Below are 15,711 nucleotides of genomic sequence, written 5' to 3' on the forward strand. Positions count from 1 at the left end.
ACAACCTCAAGGTCACCACCGCCTTCCCCACCACCGCCAACAACGACTTCCAAGGCGCCACCTCCACCATCGCCTTCTCCTTCACCGGCACCCAGCGCACCGAAACCACCAAGTAACCACCCACCAAGCCCCGCCGGGTCTGATCGGATTCACTACCCCAGCCCGATCAGCCCCGGCGAACACCCCATGGACAAGAACCACGACCTAAAGAAGGAGGACGGCACTATGACAACGCGGAACAGCTTCCTGCGCACCTTGGTGATCATCGCCGTCGTCGTTCTTGGTCTGGTAGCTGCCCCCACAGCGGCCTTTGCCGCCTTCACTGACATGGACCGGGCGACTCCCGCTTTCTCGGCCGCGAGTATTCCGGCTCCGGCCAGTGCCAACGTGACCATGAGCTGCTCTTTTGGGCTTCGCGCCACGGTCACGGTGAACTCGTTCAGCGCTGCCACCCACGCCAACTATCACGACGTGAAGCTCTTTGATCGCTCCGGAAACCTGGAATTCACCGGCGACCTGAGCAAGGCCAGCGGCAAGAGCTACACTTCCGGCCTCGAGATCATCGGCACGTGGACCTACGAGATCCGCGGATACTACAAGGTCCCCGGCACCTCCAATACGTGGACGGGGAAAGTGCTCAAGGGAACGCTGACCTGCTGAGTCCCTGCCGTACCCAGAAACTCCAAGGGCCCCGACACGCTAAAGCAGATGGCGTCTCGGGGCCCTTGGCCTGTTCGCCTGCGATGAGCCCCAGGGTGGCACCAAAGTGCGTGAGGGCTACGAAGCATCCCGGTACCTGGCCGAGTTCCCCGAATCTGTCAGCGGACGGCGGCCAGGGCGTCGTCGTAAATCGCCAAAGCCTGGCGTACTTCTTCGGGGGTCACGACGGCGGGCGGCACCACATGCACGCGGTTGTCAGCGATGAAGGGCAACAGTCCGCAGTGGAGCAGTTCCGCCTTCAGCTTGCCCATGAACGCGGGGCTGACAGGCGTGCGGGCCTGCCGGTCTTCGACCAATTCCAGGGCCCAGAAAACGCCACGGCCGCGGACTTCACCGATGACATCGTGCTTGGCGGCGAGGGCTTTAAGGCCGGGCTCCAGGTGATCGGCGCCGATGCGCGCGGCGTTCCCAACGATGTTCTCTTCCTCGAAAGCCTCGATGGAAGCAACGATTGAAGCCGCTGCCAGGGGGTGGCCGGAATAGGTGAGACCGCCGGGGAAGACTCGATCATCGAAGCCTCGCGAAATTTCTTCCGAGATAATGACGCCCCCCACCGGGACGTAGCCGGAATTCACGCCCTTGGCGAAGGTGATGAGGTCAGGCCGGACGTTGAAGGCGTCCAGGGCAAACCAGTCGCCGGTACGGCCGAAGCCGGCCATGACCTCGTCAAGGATCAGCACGATGCCGTGCTGGTCGCAGAGGGCGCGGACGCCTTCGAGGTACCCGGGCGGCGGTAGCAGGATCCCGGCGGTACCGGGGACCGTTTCAAGGAGTACGGCGGCCACGGATTGCGGCCCTTCAAGTTCAATGGTCCGGCGCAGGTGCTGCAGCGCGCGTTCAGCTTCCTGCTCCGGGGTTTCGGCCCAGAACTCGGAGCGGTAGAGGTAGGGGCCAAAGACGTGGATGTGGCCGCGCGAGTATTCGTTGGGGATGCGGCGCCAGTCGCCGGTGGCCACAATCGCGGCGCCGGTGTTGCCGTGGTAGGAGCGGTAGCGGGAGATGACCTTTTCCCGGCCAGTGTGCAAACGAGCCATACGGATGGCGTTCTCGTTGGCGTCCGCACCGCCGTTGGTGAAAAAGACCTTGTCCATGTTCGTGGGAGCGTGGGAAAGGATCTTCCGGGCTGCGAGGGCACGGGTGTAGTTTGCATGCGCGGGAGCCACGGTGGTGAGCGTGTCCAGTTGTTGCTTAATGGCCTCCACCAGCCGAGGGTGCTGGTGGCCGATGTTGGTGTTGACCAGTTGGCTGGAGAAGTCCAAATAGGTCCTTCCTTCGTAGTCCCACACCGTGCTGCCCGAACCTCCGGCAATGGCCAGGGGCTTGAGCGAACCCTGCGCAGACCAGGAGTGGAAGACGTTCGAAGTGTCCAAGGATGCGACCTCGGCGTTGCTCAAGTCCTCCACGTTGTTAGCGGGAGCGGCCAGAACGGTCCGGGTGGGAGTCATGGGATGGTTCCTCTCGAAGGCGGGTGGGGCTTTTCCTCCATCATGGGTTTCGGCGCCCACGAACGCCTCCCGACATTTGTATAGTTAGCCTGGTCTGGACATACATTTTTCCAAGGAGCTCCTGAGCATGCCGCCCACTCTTAAGACGATCCTTCACAACAGCTCCCTCAACCTAAGGTTGGTAGTCCCTGAAGGTGCGGATCCCGCCTTGGAGGCCCCTGTTTCCTGGGTGCACAGTTCAGACTTGGACGACCCCACACCGTTCCTAGATCCTGGGCAATTGCTGCTGACGGATGGAACGCAGTTTTCAGTGGACGATGCCTCCGGGTCGCTGTACAGCGAATACGTGGAACGGCTGGTCAAGCACGGGATCAGCGGGCTGGGTTTCGCCACCCAAGTGATCCATGGAGTCCTGCCCCCGGGATTGGAAGATGCGTGCCGCCAGCAGGGGCTGCCGTTACTGGAAGTGCCCGACCGGACTCCGTTCATCGCGGTCATCCGCTTCGTGGCCGACTGGCTCGCCCGGGAGCAGCATGCACGGTCTGAATGGTCCCTCCAGGCACAACGCGCCATTGCCAGGGCAGCCCTCCGGCCCGACGGGCTCCGATCAATTTTGGCCGAGCTGGAACGCCAGCTCCATGGTTGGGTGGCCTTGTTCGACGCCGCTGGGAACCACATCCTGATGCCCCACAACCGTCCTGTGCCCTCAGCGTTGATGCCGGGCGTGAAAGAGGCCGTCACCAAGGCGCTGGACCAAGGCTCACGGTCGGTATCGCAACTGACGGTCGACGGCGAACAGGTCACCTTACAGACACTGGGGCGCCGCCACTATCTGCGGGGCGTTCTTGTGCTCGGCGCCATTGAACCGTTGGACCCTGCGCGTACGGACATCATCAACAGCGTGATCGCTTTGGCCAGCTTGGCCTTGGAGCAAACACGCACCCTGGACACGGCCCGCCGCCACCTGCGGGCCGGCGTTTTTGAACAGTTGCTGGCAGGAAGCACCGATGTTGCCGAACGGACCGCACGCCAGGTCTGGGGCAGGCTGCCGGCAGAGCCCTTGGTGGTGACGGTGGCACATCAGCCAGGACAAGGGCAGAACCTGTTGGAAGCCCTTGAACTGTTGTCGGACGATCACCGCGGAGCCGTTTTCTATGCCCAACGGGACCAGAACGTGGTTGTCCTGGCAGGCGCCGCCCTGCAGGACAAAGTTGCCGTGCTCTTGGAAAGATATGGCGCTGCCGCGGGGGCATCCGGTGAGGCGTCCTTCGCCGACCTCGCCCGGGCGCTGAGGGAAGGTGAACGGGCCCTTCAGCGGGCCGTTGAGCTGTCCCGACCGCACGTGGCCTTCGACCAAATCTCTGAAGGCGGCATGCTGGGATTGCTCCGGCGGGACGATGCCGGATCCGTCGCAAGGCGGCTCGTCGATCCCCTCGCCAAGCACGACGAAAGAGAGCAGACGCAGTTGCTCCCCACAGTGACAGCCTGGCTGCGAAACAACTGTGTGTGGGACAAGACTGCGCGCGAACTGGGCATCCACCGGCACACGCTTCGCAACAGGATCGATGCTGCCGGGTCCGTCCTGGGACTCAACCTCGACAGCCTGCGCGACAAGCTGGAACTGTTTGCCGCCGTCGAATTCCTGGAAGAGCGTTAGCCGAAAAAGGGCGGGATGTGAGAGAGCATCCAGCAAGTCCGACGCTCTCTCACATCCCGTTAGTTCTGCGGGAAGCCCAGGTTGATCCCGCCGTGGCTGGGGTCGAGCCAGCGTGAGGTGATGGCCTTTTCGCGGGTGAAGAACTGGAAGCCCTGCAAGCCGTAGGCCTTGGAGCTGCCGAAGATGGAGTCCTTGAAACCGCCAAAGGAGTAGTACGCCACGGGCACAGGGATCGGGACATTAATGCCGACCATCCCCACCTCGACCTCGGCCTGGAAGCGGCGGGCCGCACCGCCGTCGTTCGTGAAAATCGCCGTGCCGTTGCCAAAGGCGCCGGAGTTGATCAAGTGCACGCCCTCTTCGTAGCTGTTCACGCGGACCACTGCCAGAACGGGGCCGAAGATTTCCTCGGTGTAGACGCGGGAGGTGACCGGGACGTCGTCGATCAGTGTGGGGCCGAGCCAGAAGCCGTTCTGGTCTCCATCCACGGTGATACCGCGACCGTCCACCACCACCGTGGCGCCGTCCTCGATGGCGACATCGATGTAGGAAGCAACTTTGTCGCGGTGCTGGCGGGTGACCAGCGGGCCCATGTCGCAGTTGCGGCGCCCGTCGCCGACCTTGAGCGTAGCCATGCGTGCGGTGATCTTTTCGATCAGCGCATCGGCGACAGGTTCGACGGCGACCACCACGCTGATGGCCATGCAGCGTTCGCCGGCGGAACCGAAGCCGGCGTTGATGGCGGCGTCGGCCGTCAGTTCGAGGTCGGCGTCGGGCAGGACCAGCATGTGGTTCTTCGCGCCGCCTAGGGCCTGGACGCGCTTGCCGTTGCGGGCGGCGGTCTGGTAGATGTACTGCGCGATCGGAGTGGAGCCGACGAAGGAAATCGCCTTCACATCGGGGTGTTCCAGAAGACCATCAACGGCTTCCTTGTCGCCGTGCAGGACGTTGAATACGCCATCCGGGAGTCCCGCCTCGGTGAAGAGGGCAGCGAGCCAATTGGCCGCCGTCGGGTCCTTTTCGCTCGGCTTCAACACCACGGTGTTACCGGCGGCGATAGCGATCGGCAGGAACCACAGCGGCACCATGGCGGGGAAGTTGAAGGGGCTGATGATGCCCACCACGCCCAGCGGCGACTTGGTGGAGTAGACGTCGACGCCGGAGGAGACATTCTCTGAATGCTCACCTTTGATGAGGTGCGGGAAGCCGGTTGCCAGTTCCACGACTTCCTGGCCGCGGGTGATTTCTCCGAGGGCATCGGAGACCACCTTGCCGTGCTCGGAGGTGATGATCTCTGCGAGTTCGCCCTTGCGCTCGTTCAGCAGTTCCCGGAAGCGGAAGATGATCTGCTGGCGTTTGGTGATGGACAGGTCACGCCAAGCGGGGAAGGCCTTGTGCGCGGAGGAGATGGCCGACTCGATGTCCTCGGCGTTGCCAAGATTGACCAGCTTGGTTTCCCTGCCCAGGGCGGGGTCGAAGACCGGGGCGGTACGGTCGCCCGACGACGGGGACTCGGCGCCTCCGATCCAGTGCGGGACCACCTGGAGTTCGTTGATTTCAGACACTGCGTTCTCTTTTCTGCCGACGGGATCGATGTGTGAAGCATCCGGTTCAACCGTAGGGAAGGGTCCAGCCGCAAACAGCACTACATTGAGCGAAAAATCACCAGCAGCGTCGACATATGTACAGGGCTGGTTTGGGCGCTCAGGACCCCTGGCTATACAACTTGGAGCCGCTGTTGAGGCAGAGAATCGCCTCATGATTCGTTCAGATCACCAAATGGCCAACCTGTCATGACAAGTTGGCCATGGTCCATTTGCCGGTAATTCATCGGACGTCTTTACGTTCTGAGGGTCAACGCACCCCTTGAGTGAAAGGTTCCATCATGACCTCCCCCAGCCGCCGCTCTGCAATCGCAGCATCAATCGCAGGGCTGGCTACCATCGGCGCCACGGCCGCCGTCGCTTCTCCGGCGCAGGCCGCCGGGAACGGACACGGCAGCAACCGCCCTTCCGGCAAAGCCACAATCTTCACCGTCATCAGCGATATCCAAGGCGATCTGGCCGATTTTGATCTGGCGCTCAAAGACATCGAAAGTACCAACCCCAGCAAGCGAAGCGCAGGCCTGGTGGTCAATGGCGACATCACCCCGCGGGGCTACGACTTCGAGTACGACGCCGTGCGGAAAGTGCTGGACGCCAACACCCACGCCGCCAACGTCCACTGGGCCATCGGCAACCACGAGTTCTACGTCCCCAAGTACTCCAATCCCAACACACTCGCCCAGGCCACGTGGCCCAACGGAACTACTGAAGCTTCGCTCTTCCAGAGCTTTTTCACCTTCACCGGCCGGGACAAGGTTTACACCGAAATTGACCTTGGAGGCGTGCCGGGGCTGATCCTGGGTACCGAGAAGTACATGCACTACCACGATGCCAAGCTGTGGGACGAGGTCTGGCTCAGCGAAGAACAGCTCATCTGGTTCGAGCAGCGTCTGGCTTACTGGGCCCGCAAGGGACAGCCTGTCATGGTCTTCACCCACCACCCGTTCCCGGACACAGTCTCCGGAACCCGCAACAATCTGTACAAGAAGGACTACCTGCAGGTTGACCGGCTCTTGGGCATCCTGGGTAAGTACAAGAACGTCTTCGTCTTCACGGCCCACACCCATTGGGCGCTCCAGTTGGCTGACTGGGAAGTTCGCCGCACCGTCCCCGGCACGGGCAACCTGCAGGGATTCCAGGTCATCAACACCGGCGCAGTCCAGACCCTTTGGGAGGACAATGGCTCCGGCGGTGAGCGCGCCCTGGATGGCCGTGAAGCCAGTGGGCTGCAAGTAGAGGTCTACAAGGACTGCGTGGTGGTCAAGGCCCGCGACTATCGACGAGGTGAATGGATCAAGGAAGTTCAAATTCCGCTGTTCTAGCAGGGCCCAACTCCCCCAATCGTTCCCGCCCGGTTAACCTCCCTGCCATCCGGCTTCCCTACTGTGATCCCGCTGGGGGATCGGAATCAACAGAGGGAAAGCGCTATGTGCACCGGAGAAGAAAACACGACCACCCACAGTAGAAGTGTGGAGCTGGCCGACGCCGAGTTAAAGACCATGGGACTGAGCCGCCGACGCATCCTGCAATCGGCCGGCATTCTGGCCGCCGGTACAGCAGCTTCAGCCGCGATGACCCAGCCGGCAATGGCGAACCCGGGCGGGAACGACCCCCAACTGAAGTGGCTCGTCGGTGACCATCACGTCCACACGCAATACAGCCACGACGCGAAGTACATGATCAAGCAGCAGCTGGACACCGCCCAGGCCTACGGCGTTGACTGGCTGGCCTTAACGGAACACAGCAACTTCGGCCATGCCAACAACGGCGGCGCCGTCAACGCCAACAAGGAAATCCAGGCGCAGCGGGCAGCACGTCCTGACCTGCTGATCTTTCAAGGACTCGAGTGGTACATCCCGGGAGCTGAGCACGCCTCGGTCCTGGTAGCGCCCGGCCCCAACGAAGTCCACCTCCTGCGCACCTTCGAACTCGTGTGGGACGGCAAGCTGAACCAGTGGGAGAAGCCAACCCCCGGCACGGCACAAGTGGAGACCTTCGAGCGCAAGGCCGTGGAAGCCATTGCTTGGTTGGCCAATCAACGGCGCTCCGGCTACATCGAGGACGTCGTCGCCCTGGCCAACCACCCCATGCGCCTGGGCATCGATTCCCCGCACGAACTCCGGGCGTGGCGCGACGCCGCCCGCGAGGTCATGATCGGCATGGAAGGTGCACCCGGTGCCCAAGGATCAGGAGTGAGCCAGTTCTCCAGGGCCGGTGACCAGCGCGGCGAATACACCAACAACCCCACCCAATACAGCTTCCCCGGCTACCCAGCGGACTCCTTCCGGCCCTACGGCGGCTTCGACTGGGCCACCGCAACCGTGGGCGGCGTGTGGGACTCCATGCTCGCCGAAGGGCTGCCGTTCTGGATCACGTCCAACTCGGACAACCACCTCACGGTCAAGGACACGTGGAAGACCGGCCCTTACCCCGTCGAGGAGCCCTACCTTAGCCTGCCCAATGAATTCGACCGTTGGTCCGTCACCGGCAAGCGACCCGACCCGTTCGACTCCGGCGAGAAGCAGGGCGGCAGCGACTACTGGCCGGGACAGTTCAGCCGGCTGCACACCGGCGTCACCAAGCGCTCCTACACCGGCGTCTTGGAAGCAATGCGCAATGGCCGCATGTGGGTTGACCACGGCCACCTCCTCCAGGGACTCGACGTTCGAGTCCGCGAGGTGCGCGGAAAAGGGAACGGCAACGGACGCAACGGCGTCACCTTGGGCTCGCGTCTGCAGGTAAGGCAAGGTGCCGACGTCGAAATTTCCATCACCATTACGACGACGGGCTACCGCAACTTCGCGGGCATCCTGCCAAAGCTTGCCCACGTGGATGTGATCGGCGGTGCCGTCACTGGCGCAGCGTCCGACCGCGACACCTTGAAGGCTCCTGGAACCACGGTCTGGAAGCAGATTGATGTATCCGGCCGCACCGGAACATTCACCATCAAGCACGTCATTAAGGACGTTCAAAAGTCCTGCTACTTCCGCCTGCGCGGTAGCGACGGAAATCGCCACGGCGCTGGGTACTACGGTGCTTCCGTGGACCCCGCCGGCCCCCTTCGCCACGGTGACAACCTCGGCGACGCCGATCCGTGGACTGACACTTGGTTCTACGCCAACCCTGTGTTCATCGACGTCGCATAGCTGCTGCTTCCGCAGCGGGGGCGGATGCAGTCAGTCGGTGGCTGCTTGAATGTCGCTTTCCTCAGGATCGTCGGCAGACCGGACTTCGTTCCGGATAACACCCAACTCCTCAAGCTGGGCCGACATCCCTGCACCGTCCGGGGCGTAGATCCACGGGACCCCGGGGGTGGGTTGCCCGCCGGACTTCGAGCGCCCGCCCGCGAGTACCGCTTCGCCTGCGGAGAGTTGGCGGATCGCGATGGCCTTGACGTTTTCCGGGTGGCGCTGGGCGAATTCGGAATAGATGGCTTCGTCGTGCTGTCCGTCGTCGCCTACCAACAACCACTTGACGTGGGGGAACTCCCCCGCGAGGCGTTCCAAGGAGTTCCGCTTGTGCTCCTGGCCGCTGCGGAACCAGCGATCAGGAGTAGGGCCCCAGTCCGTCAGCAGTTTGGGACCGGCAGGGTAAAGGTTGCGGGACAAGAACCGTGACAACGTTGGGGCCACATTCCAGGCGCCGGTGGACAAGTACAGCACGGGCGCGGACGGCGCCGTCCTGGCGATCCGCTCGTACAGCACCGCCATGCCTGGTGTCGGGGTCCTCGCGTGCTCATTGAGCACGAACGTATTCCACGCGGCCAAGAAGGGCCGGGGCAGCGCCGTGACCATGACGGTGTCGTCAATATCGGAGACGACGCCGAAGTCAGTGCCGTCCGCGACAATCCGCACGGGCGCCTCCACGGTTTCGGATGCGCCGGACTGCAGGGTGATGGTGTGCCACCCGGAGTTGAGGGCTACCGGAATCCGGGCGTCCACCACGCCGCCGCGGTCAGCGACGACATCATGCACAGTGCCGGCGATAGTCACTTTCACCGCGGCGTTGGCCACGGGGGCACTCGTGAAGTTTCGCCAGCCGCGCATGCTTTCCTGTAACGGCTTGGCGTGGCCTGCGGCGTCCCGGGGATCACTGCGCACCACCCGGGCGAGTACCCGAACCCAGGACGTGGAACCGTAGCCCGTATAAGGAATCACGGTCTCCACCCGGCCACGCCGGATAGCAAGGCGCGTCTGGAAACCCAGCCACGCGTCGTCGAGCCTCATGGCGAGGTGGCGACGCCCGTTGCTGGCCGGTTTGGGACCGTCACTTTCAACGGCGTCGGATGGGGGGCGCGGTTTCATGGGACGGGGAGACATACGTCCAGTCTTCCACGGCCTGCCCGCTACGGCAGCGCCGCCATCCACTTCATCAAGTACGGCATGGCATCCAGCGCAACAGTCCCGTGAGTGGCGTCAGGCAGGACATGGGATTCGACGGCGGTCCCGCCTTGCGTCTGGGCCGCGACGTACGCGGCGGTGATTTCCGGCCGGACCAGGGTGTCTTTTGCCCCTTGGGCGACGAACAGCGGAGCGGTCAAGGGAGCCTGTGCCGGGGTGTTCTCTGCCAGGAGTTGGCTCCAACCGGGTGCCTGCGTCGGGTCGCCGGTCACGAAGGAACCGATCAGCGGGTTGGCAATGGTGTGCAGCTCACTGTTTTGGCCAAGGAGGCAGAGTTCAGCCATTTTGGGAGCCGCGGCCGCCCCGGCAGGAGTGAGAATCGTGGTGAGCGGATCATTGGGAAGCCGGGACGAGTAGGCCTGCGCGTAGGAAGTAAACGCGTACGCCCCGATGGTCACTCCTGAGACGTCACCAATGTCCGCGCTCAGAAGGGCTCCGAGGTTGGTGGCAGGAGCCGCCACCGCCACTCCGGCGATGGCAAGTTCAGACGCATAACGGGCTGCCCGCTGGGCCGCGAAAATCGAAGCGTGCCCACCTTGGGAGTGGCCCCACAACACCACCCGGTTGCCTGCGCCGATCCCCTCAATCCCCCGGGCCGCGCGGGCGATGTCCAGGACGTTGGCCGCCTCCGTTGCACCAATCAGGAACGACGAAGGACCAGCGATTCCCATCCCGGCGTAATCGGTGGCAACCACCACGTGACCCGCAGCCAGGAGGTCCGACAGGCCTTCAATGAAGACGAACGGTGCAATACCACTGGAAGGAGCGCACCTTGGCGCCGTTCCGGTGGTGGGGTGCGCCCAGGACACCACTGTGCGGGTGCCATCGGCGGCGGGAGCATCCGGTGCGATGACAAGACCCGAGACCAGTGTGTCGGCCCCGTCGACGTCGGTGGAGTGATAGAGGACTCGCCAGGCGATGGCGCCTTGAGGGGCTCCGACCACTGGTTCCTGCCGGACGATAGTGCCGGGAGCGGCCGGGCCCGGCGCGGGCGTCGGTGCGATGTAGAACGGAGCCACGGCCTTCTCAGCGGCCGCGCCCTCCCCCACCCGGACACCAAAATCGATCAGCCGAACCGCAGCGGGGGCCACCGCGATCCCAACAACGATCAACACACTGAGGAGCACTCGGCGGACAATTGTTCCGCGGCGGGACCGCGCATGCGGTTCGTGGGATCGAGTCCGCCCGCCAGCCATAGTGGCCCCTCTGATTCGGAAGTGGGAGTTGTACCGAGAAACATACGACGCGTTCGCGAGTAGATGCCAGAACTTTGCCAAAGACCGTAAGGCGGCACCCCGGCCACCCCGCCCTACACTGCAGTGGTCGGTGCGCGCCCTTCGTCGCCATGCTGTTTGCGCGCTTCAGCGAGCCGAAGCCTATCCAACCTGTTCATCAAGGGCGCAGTGGTGGCCCCATGCACCACGATCGACAAAGCCACCACCAATCCGACCAGCGCCCACAACCCGCGTGCCTCGGCGTCGAAGTTTCCATGGCTCAGCGCGAAGGCAACGTAGAACAGAGAACCGATTCCGCGGATCCCAAAGTAGGAAATGGCCAGGCGTTCGCGGGGGCCGGTCTTACCGCGCATGAGCCCGATCCATCCGGCCACAGGGCGCACCAGCAGGAGGAACGCCAGGGCTACGAGTACCTCAGGCCAGCCAATCCCTTCCAACAGCCCGCGGGCTATGGCACCCCCGAGGAGGACCAGGATCACTACCGTCATCAGGCGCTCGAGCTGCTCCACATAGCTGTGCAGTACTTGGTGGTAGGCGTGGTTGTGCTCGGCGGATCGAATGGTCAGAGCACAAATGAAAACTGCGATGAATCCGTAGCCCGCCACCATTTCCGTGGCACCATACGCCAGGAAGGTCGCCGCCAGAGCCACGAAGCCCTCGGAATGCTCGGACAGGCGAAAACTCTTGCGCCTTGCGGCGAAGAAGACCAGGCTCAACAGCTTGCCCGTTCCGAATCCGATCAAGACGCCCGCAACTGTGCGCCACAGGATGTCCAGGGCAACCCATTCCCCCAGCCAGGCCGCGGGCGCGGCCCCCACCAGGCTGATGAGGATGGCGAGGTAAACGAAGGGAAAGGCAAGCCCGTCATTCAGCCCTGCTTCAGAGGTCAGGGCAAAGCGGACCTCGTCTTCGTCCGGGTCTTCTTCACTGTCCGCCGGTTTGCCCACCTGGACCTCAGAGGCCAGCACCGGGTCGGTGGGGGCGATCGCCGCCGCGACAAGGATGGCAGCAGCCAACCCCAGGCCCAGCACCCACAATCCCAAGAGCGTCATCACCAGGATGCACAAGGGCATGACGATCCCCAGGAGACGCCACGTGGTGGACCAACCACGCCACCGGAACGGTCGGTCCAAAGCCAAACCGGCGCCCATGAGGGAAATGATGACGCAGATTTCGGTCAGATGAGTTGTGAACTCCCCATATTTGACGGGGTCAGGATCCGGCAAATCGGGGAGCAAAGTGAACGCCAGGATTCCGCTGCCAAGGAAAACCATGGGCATGGACAACGGCATGCGGCGCAACAATTTTGGCAAGACGGCAGCGGCCAACACTGCAAAGCCGGCCGAGAGGAACAAGATGCTGGGGATTTCAAACACGAATAGTCTTCTTCCTGCCGCGCCGTTCGGCGCGTCTCAGAAGCCTAGTGCCGCCAGCGCTGTTCTGCTATCCAGCCGATCCAGCCGATCCAGCCTGGGCAGTAACCAACGCCGCGTCAATAAGCACCTCGGCAGCTTGCCGCGCCTGGCCGGCAGCGTCGGGCGTTCCGGCGATGGCCGCCGTTGTTTGTGCGCCCTCCGCGAGAATAGCCAGCTGTGGAGCCAGGTAGGCCGGCGCACCTGCCGCCTTGGCAAGCTGACCGACGTACTCCTGGAACGATTCCTTGTGCTTCCGCGCATACTCAGCAACGTCAGGGCTGATGGCACCGAGTTCGGCGAAGCTGTTGATGAAGCCGCATCCGCGGAAGGAGTCCTGGCAGAACCATCCGGCCAGGTAGTCGAAGATGGCGAGGAGCCGCTCCTGGGGCGTTCCCGCTTGTTGCACCGTAGCGTCGAGCCCCTCCGTCCAGGACTGATGCCGGCGTTCCAGCACGGCCATGACAATGCTGCTCTTTGAGGGAAATTCCGCGTAGAGCCTCTTCAACGAGACCCCTGCTGCTGCGCGAAGTTCATCCATCCCGACGGCCTGGATGCCCTTGGCGTTGTAGAGCTCGTCGGCAGTGGCAACGATGCGTTGGCGGAGTTCGGAAATATCCATGCACCCATTCTACTTGCATTGAGAACGAACGTTCTCTACGATGGAGAACACCAAGGGAGAACGATCGTTCTCCACTTCGAGAAAAGGGACACAGATCATGGGCTTCATCAAGGTTGGCACCGAGAACAGCACGGACATTGAGCTCTACTACGAGGACCACGGCGCAGGCCAGCCTGTTGTCCTGATCCACGGCTACCCCCTCGACGGCGGCTCGTGGGAAAAGCAGACGGCAGCCCTGCTGGACGCCGGCTACCGCGTCATCACCTATGACCGCCGCGGCTTTGGCAAGTCCAGCAAGCCCACCACGGGCTATGACTACGACACCTTCGCAGCAGACCTCAATACCGTCCTTGAAACGCTCGACCTGCAGAACGCCGTCCTGGTCGGCTTCTCCATGGGCACCGGCGAGGTGGGCCGCTACCTCGGCACGTACGGCGAAGCACGCGTAGCGAAGGCTGCGTTCCTGGCATCCCTCGAACCATTCCTCCTTCAGACGGACGACAACCCCACGGGTGTCCCATCCTCCGTGTTCGACGGCATCCGCAGCGCAGCCATCGAGGACCGCTACGCCTGGTTCACCAACTTCTACAACGACTTCTTCAACACGGACAACTTCCTGGGGAACCGACTCAGCGAGGAAGCCCTGCGCAACGCCTGGAACGTGGCAGCCGGCTCGTCCTGGTACGCGTCCTTCGCAGTGGTGGACTCCTGGCTGACGGATTTCCGCTCCGACATCGAGAAGGTCACCGTCCCGTCGCTCATCGTCCACGGCACCGACGACCGGATCCTGCCGATCGACTCCACCGGACGCGAGTTCACCAAGCGCCTCCCTTCCGCCGAATACGTTGAAATCGAGGACGCACCGCACGGCATGCTGTGGACGCACGGCGCCGAGATCAACCAAGTCCTCCTGCGCTTCCTGGCCAAGTAGCAAAACAACGACGGCGGCAGGTCGCCTCGCGGTTCCATCGGGACCCGGGCGAGCTGCCGCCGTCGCGCGTTGACGTAGCGCACGTCACGTCCTATGCTTTATGAATCGATTCAAGAAGTAACCTTCCTCACGCTGAATGAGCACCACTTCAGTCTTGGATGGGAAGAGCTCTTGTTCCTTGCCAACGACGACATAGGAGTTCAGACGCAATGACGGTCATGCACGGGAGGGATGTCCCCTCCAGCCAGGACGAAGCCACCGGTCACAAAGATCCGCGGAAAGCCGCCATGAGCGGCTGGGTCGGAAGCGCACTGGAGTACTACGACTTCGCCCTCTACTCACTGGCAGCGACTCTTCTCTTTCCCACCATCTTCTTCCCCACCGAGAATGCCACCGTGGGCATCATTGCCTCGTTGGCTACCTACGCCGTCGGCTACGTTTCCCGTCCGCTCGGCGCCGTGGTCCTTGGCGCCTACGGCGACCGGCACGGACGTAAAAAGGTACTCGTCTTCGCGATGCTGCTCATGGGCTTCGCCACCTTTGCCGTCGGCCTCCTGCCGACCTACGGACAAGTGGGGCTTCTTGCTCCCGTCCTTCTGGTGATCCTCCGCTTGGTGCAGGGTTTCGCCGTTGCGGGTGAACTCGGGGGTGCCAGCGCGATGATCGTTGAGCACTCTCCCGATGCGAAGCGCGGCTTCTTCGCGAGCTTCAGCCTCCAAGGCACGCAAGTGGGGTCCATCCTCGCCACAGCCGTCCTGATTCCGCTCGCTGCGCTCCTTCCTGAGGAAGAGTTCCATTCATGGGGCTGGCGACTGCCGTTCCTGCTCAGCGCCGTGGTGATCGTGGCGGGATATGTCATCCGCCGCCGCGTGCAGGAGCCTCCCGCGTACTTGGCCCAATCCGAGGACTCCGGGGCCAAACGCCGGTTCCCGCTGGTGGACCTCCTGCGCACCCATCCCTGGGTTCTGGTTCGCTGCATCGCAATGACCTTCACCAACGTGATCGGCATGGCCACCCTCATCTTCGGCGTGTCCTTCGCCACCCAGAAGGGCTACGGTATCGGCTTCTCCAGCAGCGAGTTTCTCTGGGTGACCATGGCCGCCAACGTAGCCGCGGTAGTCACCATCCCGATCTTCGGCGCACTGTCCGACCGGGTCGGCCGGCGGGCACTCATGGTGGCCGGTGGGCTGGCCGGCGGCTTGCTGACCATGGGGTACCTGTGGGCCATCGAACAGGGAAGCCTGCCGCTCGTCTTCATCTGCGTTGTGATCGTGCAAGGCATCCTCTTCCAGATGTGGAACGCCACCTTTGCCACCTTCTTCCAGGAGCAGTTCCCCATGCGCATGCGGGTGACGGGCTTCGCGGTGTCACAGAACATCGGCCTCATGATCGCCTCATTCTTCCCCAGCCTGTTCACCGCGATCGCTCCCCCGGGGTCGTCGAACATCCCCATGGTCATCGGACTCACCACGCTTGGCATCTGCCTTGTCTCAGCGGTGGCCACACTCCTGTCCTCGGACACCAAGGGCAAGACCCTGGACGACCTCGAAGCCCGCTAGATGTACTATCCCGGTTGGTTGGTGACGCGGCTGATGGGTGAGGCGCCTTTGAGTGCGGTGTGTGGCCTGCGTTGATTGTAGTGCTCGATGAAGTCCGGGTAGCAGGCTTGGCGTGCGGCCTCTGAA

Annotated in this window: 13 protein-coding genes; 6 read left to right on the forward strand and 7 right to left on the reverse strand. The window is 63.1% G+C overall.

What is annotated here, in order from left to right; translation table 11 throughout:
• Nucleotides 1-225: 225 nt before the first annotated feature.
• Nucleotides 226-660, forward strand: a complete 435-nt coding sequence (locus ACR30Z_RS22415; RefSeq protein WP_434374655.1) for a SipW-dependent-type signal peptide-containing protein — start codon at nt 226-228, stop codon at nt 658-660.
• 158 nt (nt 661-818) lie between these two features.
• Here ACR30Z_RS22415 and ACR30Z_RS22420 read toward each other — a convergent pair whose 3' ends face one another.
• A complete protein-coding gene (locus ACR30Z_RS22420; protein WP_434374656.1) occupies nt 819-2,165 on the reverse strand; it encodes an aspartate aminotransferase family protein in 1,347 nt (448 codons plus the stop codon).
• Nucleotides 2,166-2,292: 127 nt separating this feature from the next.
• On the opposite strand from ACR30Z_RS22420, the gene ACR30Z_RS22425 reads away from it, so the two are divergent.
• Nucleotides 2,293-3,822, forward strand: a complete 1,530-nt coding sequence (locus tag ACR30Z_RS22425; protein WP_434374657.1) for a PucR family transcriptional regulator — start codon at nt 2,293-2,295, stop codon at nt 3,820-3,822.
• A 59-nt stretch (nt 3,823-3,881) separates the two neighbouring features.
• Here ACR30Z_RS22425 and ACR30Z_RS22430 read toward each other — a convergent pair whose 3' ends face one another.
• Nucleotides 3,882-5,387 (reverse strand): CoA-acylating methylmalonate-semialdehyde dehydrogenase, encoded by a 1,506-nt coding sequence (locus tag ACR30Z_RS22430; protein ID WP_434374658.1) that lies wholly within the window; start codon nt 5,385-5,387, stop codon nt 3,882-3,884.
• A gap of 320 nt (nt 5,388-5,707) precedes the next feature.
• On the opposite strand from ACR30Z_RS22430, the gene ACR30Z_RS22435 reads away from it, so the two are divergent.
• Entirely contained in the window at nt 5,708-6,748 is a 1,041-nt protein-coding gene (locus ACR30Z_RS22435; RefSeq protein WP_434374659.1) for a DUF4073 domain-containing protein, read from the forward strand.
• 105 nt (nt 6,749-6,853) lie between these two features.
• Nucleotides 6,854-8,572, forward strand: a complete 1,719-nt coding sequence (locus ACR30Z_RS22440) for a PHP domain-containing protein (protein ID WP_434374660.1) — start codon at nt 6,854-6,856, stop codon at nt 8,570-8,572.
• 30 nt (nt 8,573-8,602) lie between these two features.
• Here ACR30Z_RS22440 and ACR30Z_RS22445 read toward each other — a convergent pair whose 3' ends face one another.
• From ACR30Z_RS22445 to ACR30Z_RS22460, 4 genes are all read right to left on the reverse strand, one after another.
• The gene (locus tag ACR30Z_RS22445; protein ID WP_434374661.1) at nt 8,603-9,745 is read right to left on the reverse strand and encodes an App1 family protein; all 1,143 of its coding nucleotides are present in this window, start codon (nt 9,743-9,745) and stop codon (nt 8,603-8,605) included.
• Nucleotides 9,746-9,771: 26 nt separating this feature from the next.
• Nucleotides 9,772-10,953 carry an alpha/beta fold hydrolase gene (locus ACR30Z_RS22450; RefSeq protein WP_434374662.1) on the reverse strand — a complete coding sequence of 394 codons (1,182 nt, stop codon included), beginning with the start codon at nt 10,951-10,953 and terminating at the stop codon, nt 9,772-9,774.
• A 182-nt stretch (nt 10,954-11,135) separates the two neighbouring features.
• Nucleotides 11,136-12,437 (reverse strand): cation:proton antiporter, encoded by a 1,302-nt coding sequence (locus ACR30Z_RS22455; protein WP_434374663.1) that lies wholly within the window; start codon nt 12,435-12,437, stop codon nt 11,136-11,138.
• 67 nt (nt 12,438-12,504) lie between these two features.
• On the reverse strand, nt 12,505-13,095 hold the full coding sequence (locus ACR30Z_RS22460) for a TetR/AcrR family transcriptional regulator (protein ID WP_434374664.1): 591 nt from the start codon (nt 13,093-13,095) through the stop codon (nt 12,505-12,507).
• A gap of 97 nt (nt 13,096-13,192) precedes the next feature.
• On the opposite strand from ACR30Z_RS22460, the gene ACR30Z_RS22465 reads away from it, so the two are divergent.
• Together ACR30Z_RS22465 and ACR30Z_RS22470 are read left to right on the forward strand one after the other, a co-directional pair.
• Nucleotides 13,193-14,026 (forward strand): alpha/beta fold hydrolase, encoded by an 834-nt coding sequence (locus ACR30Z_RS22465; RefSeq protein WP_144652752.1) that lies wholly within the window; start codon nt 13,193-13,195, stop codon nt 14,024-14,026.
• Nucleotides 14,027-14,235: 209 nt separating this feature from the next.
• Complete coding sequence (locus ACR30Z_RS22470; RefSeq protein WP_144652751.1) at nt 14,236-15,585, forward strand: MFS transporter; 1,350 nt, start codon at nt 14,236-14,238, stop codon at nt 15,583-15,585.
• Between the two features lie 5 nt (nt 15,586-15,590).
• On the opposite strand, the gene ACR30Z_RS22475 is transcribed toward ACR30Z_RS22470, so the two are convergent.
• On the reverse strand, nt 15,591-15,711 hold a 121-nt coding region (locus ACR30Z_RS22475; protein WP_434372152.1), incomplete at its 5' end, for an integrase core domain-containing protein.

Source organism: Paenarthrobacter sp. FR1 (assembly GCF_051106045.1).
GTDB classification, from domain to species: domain Bacteria; phylum Actinomycetota; class Actinomycetes; order Actinomycetales; family Micrococcaceae; genus Arthrobacter; species Arthrobacter nitroguajacolicus_A.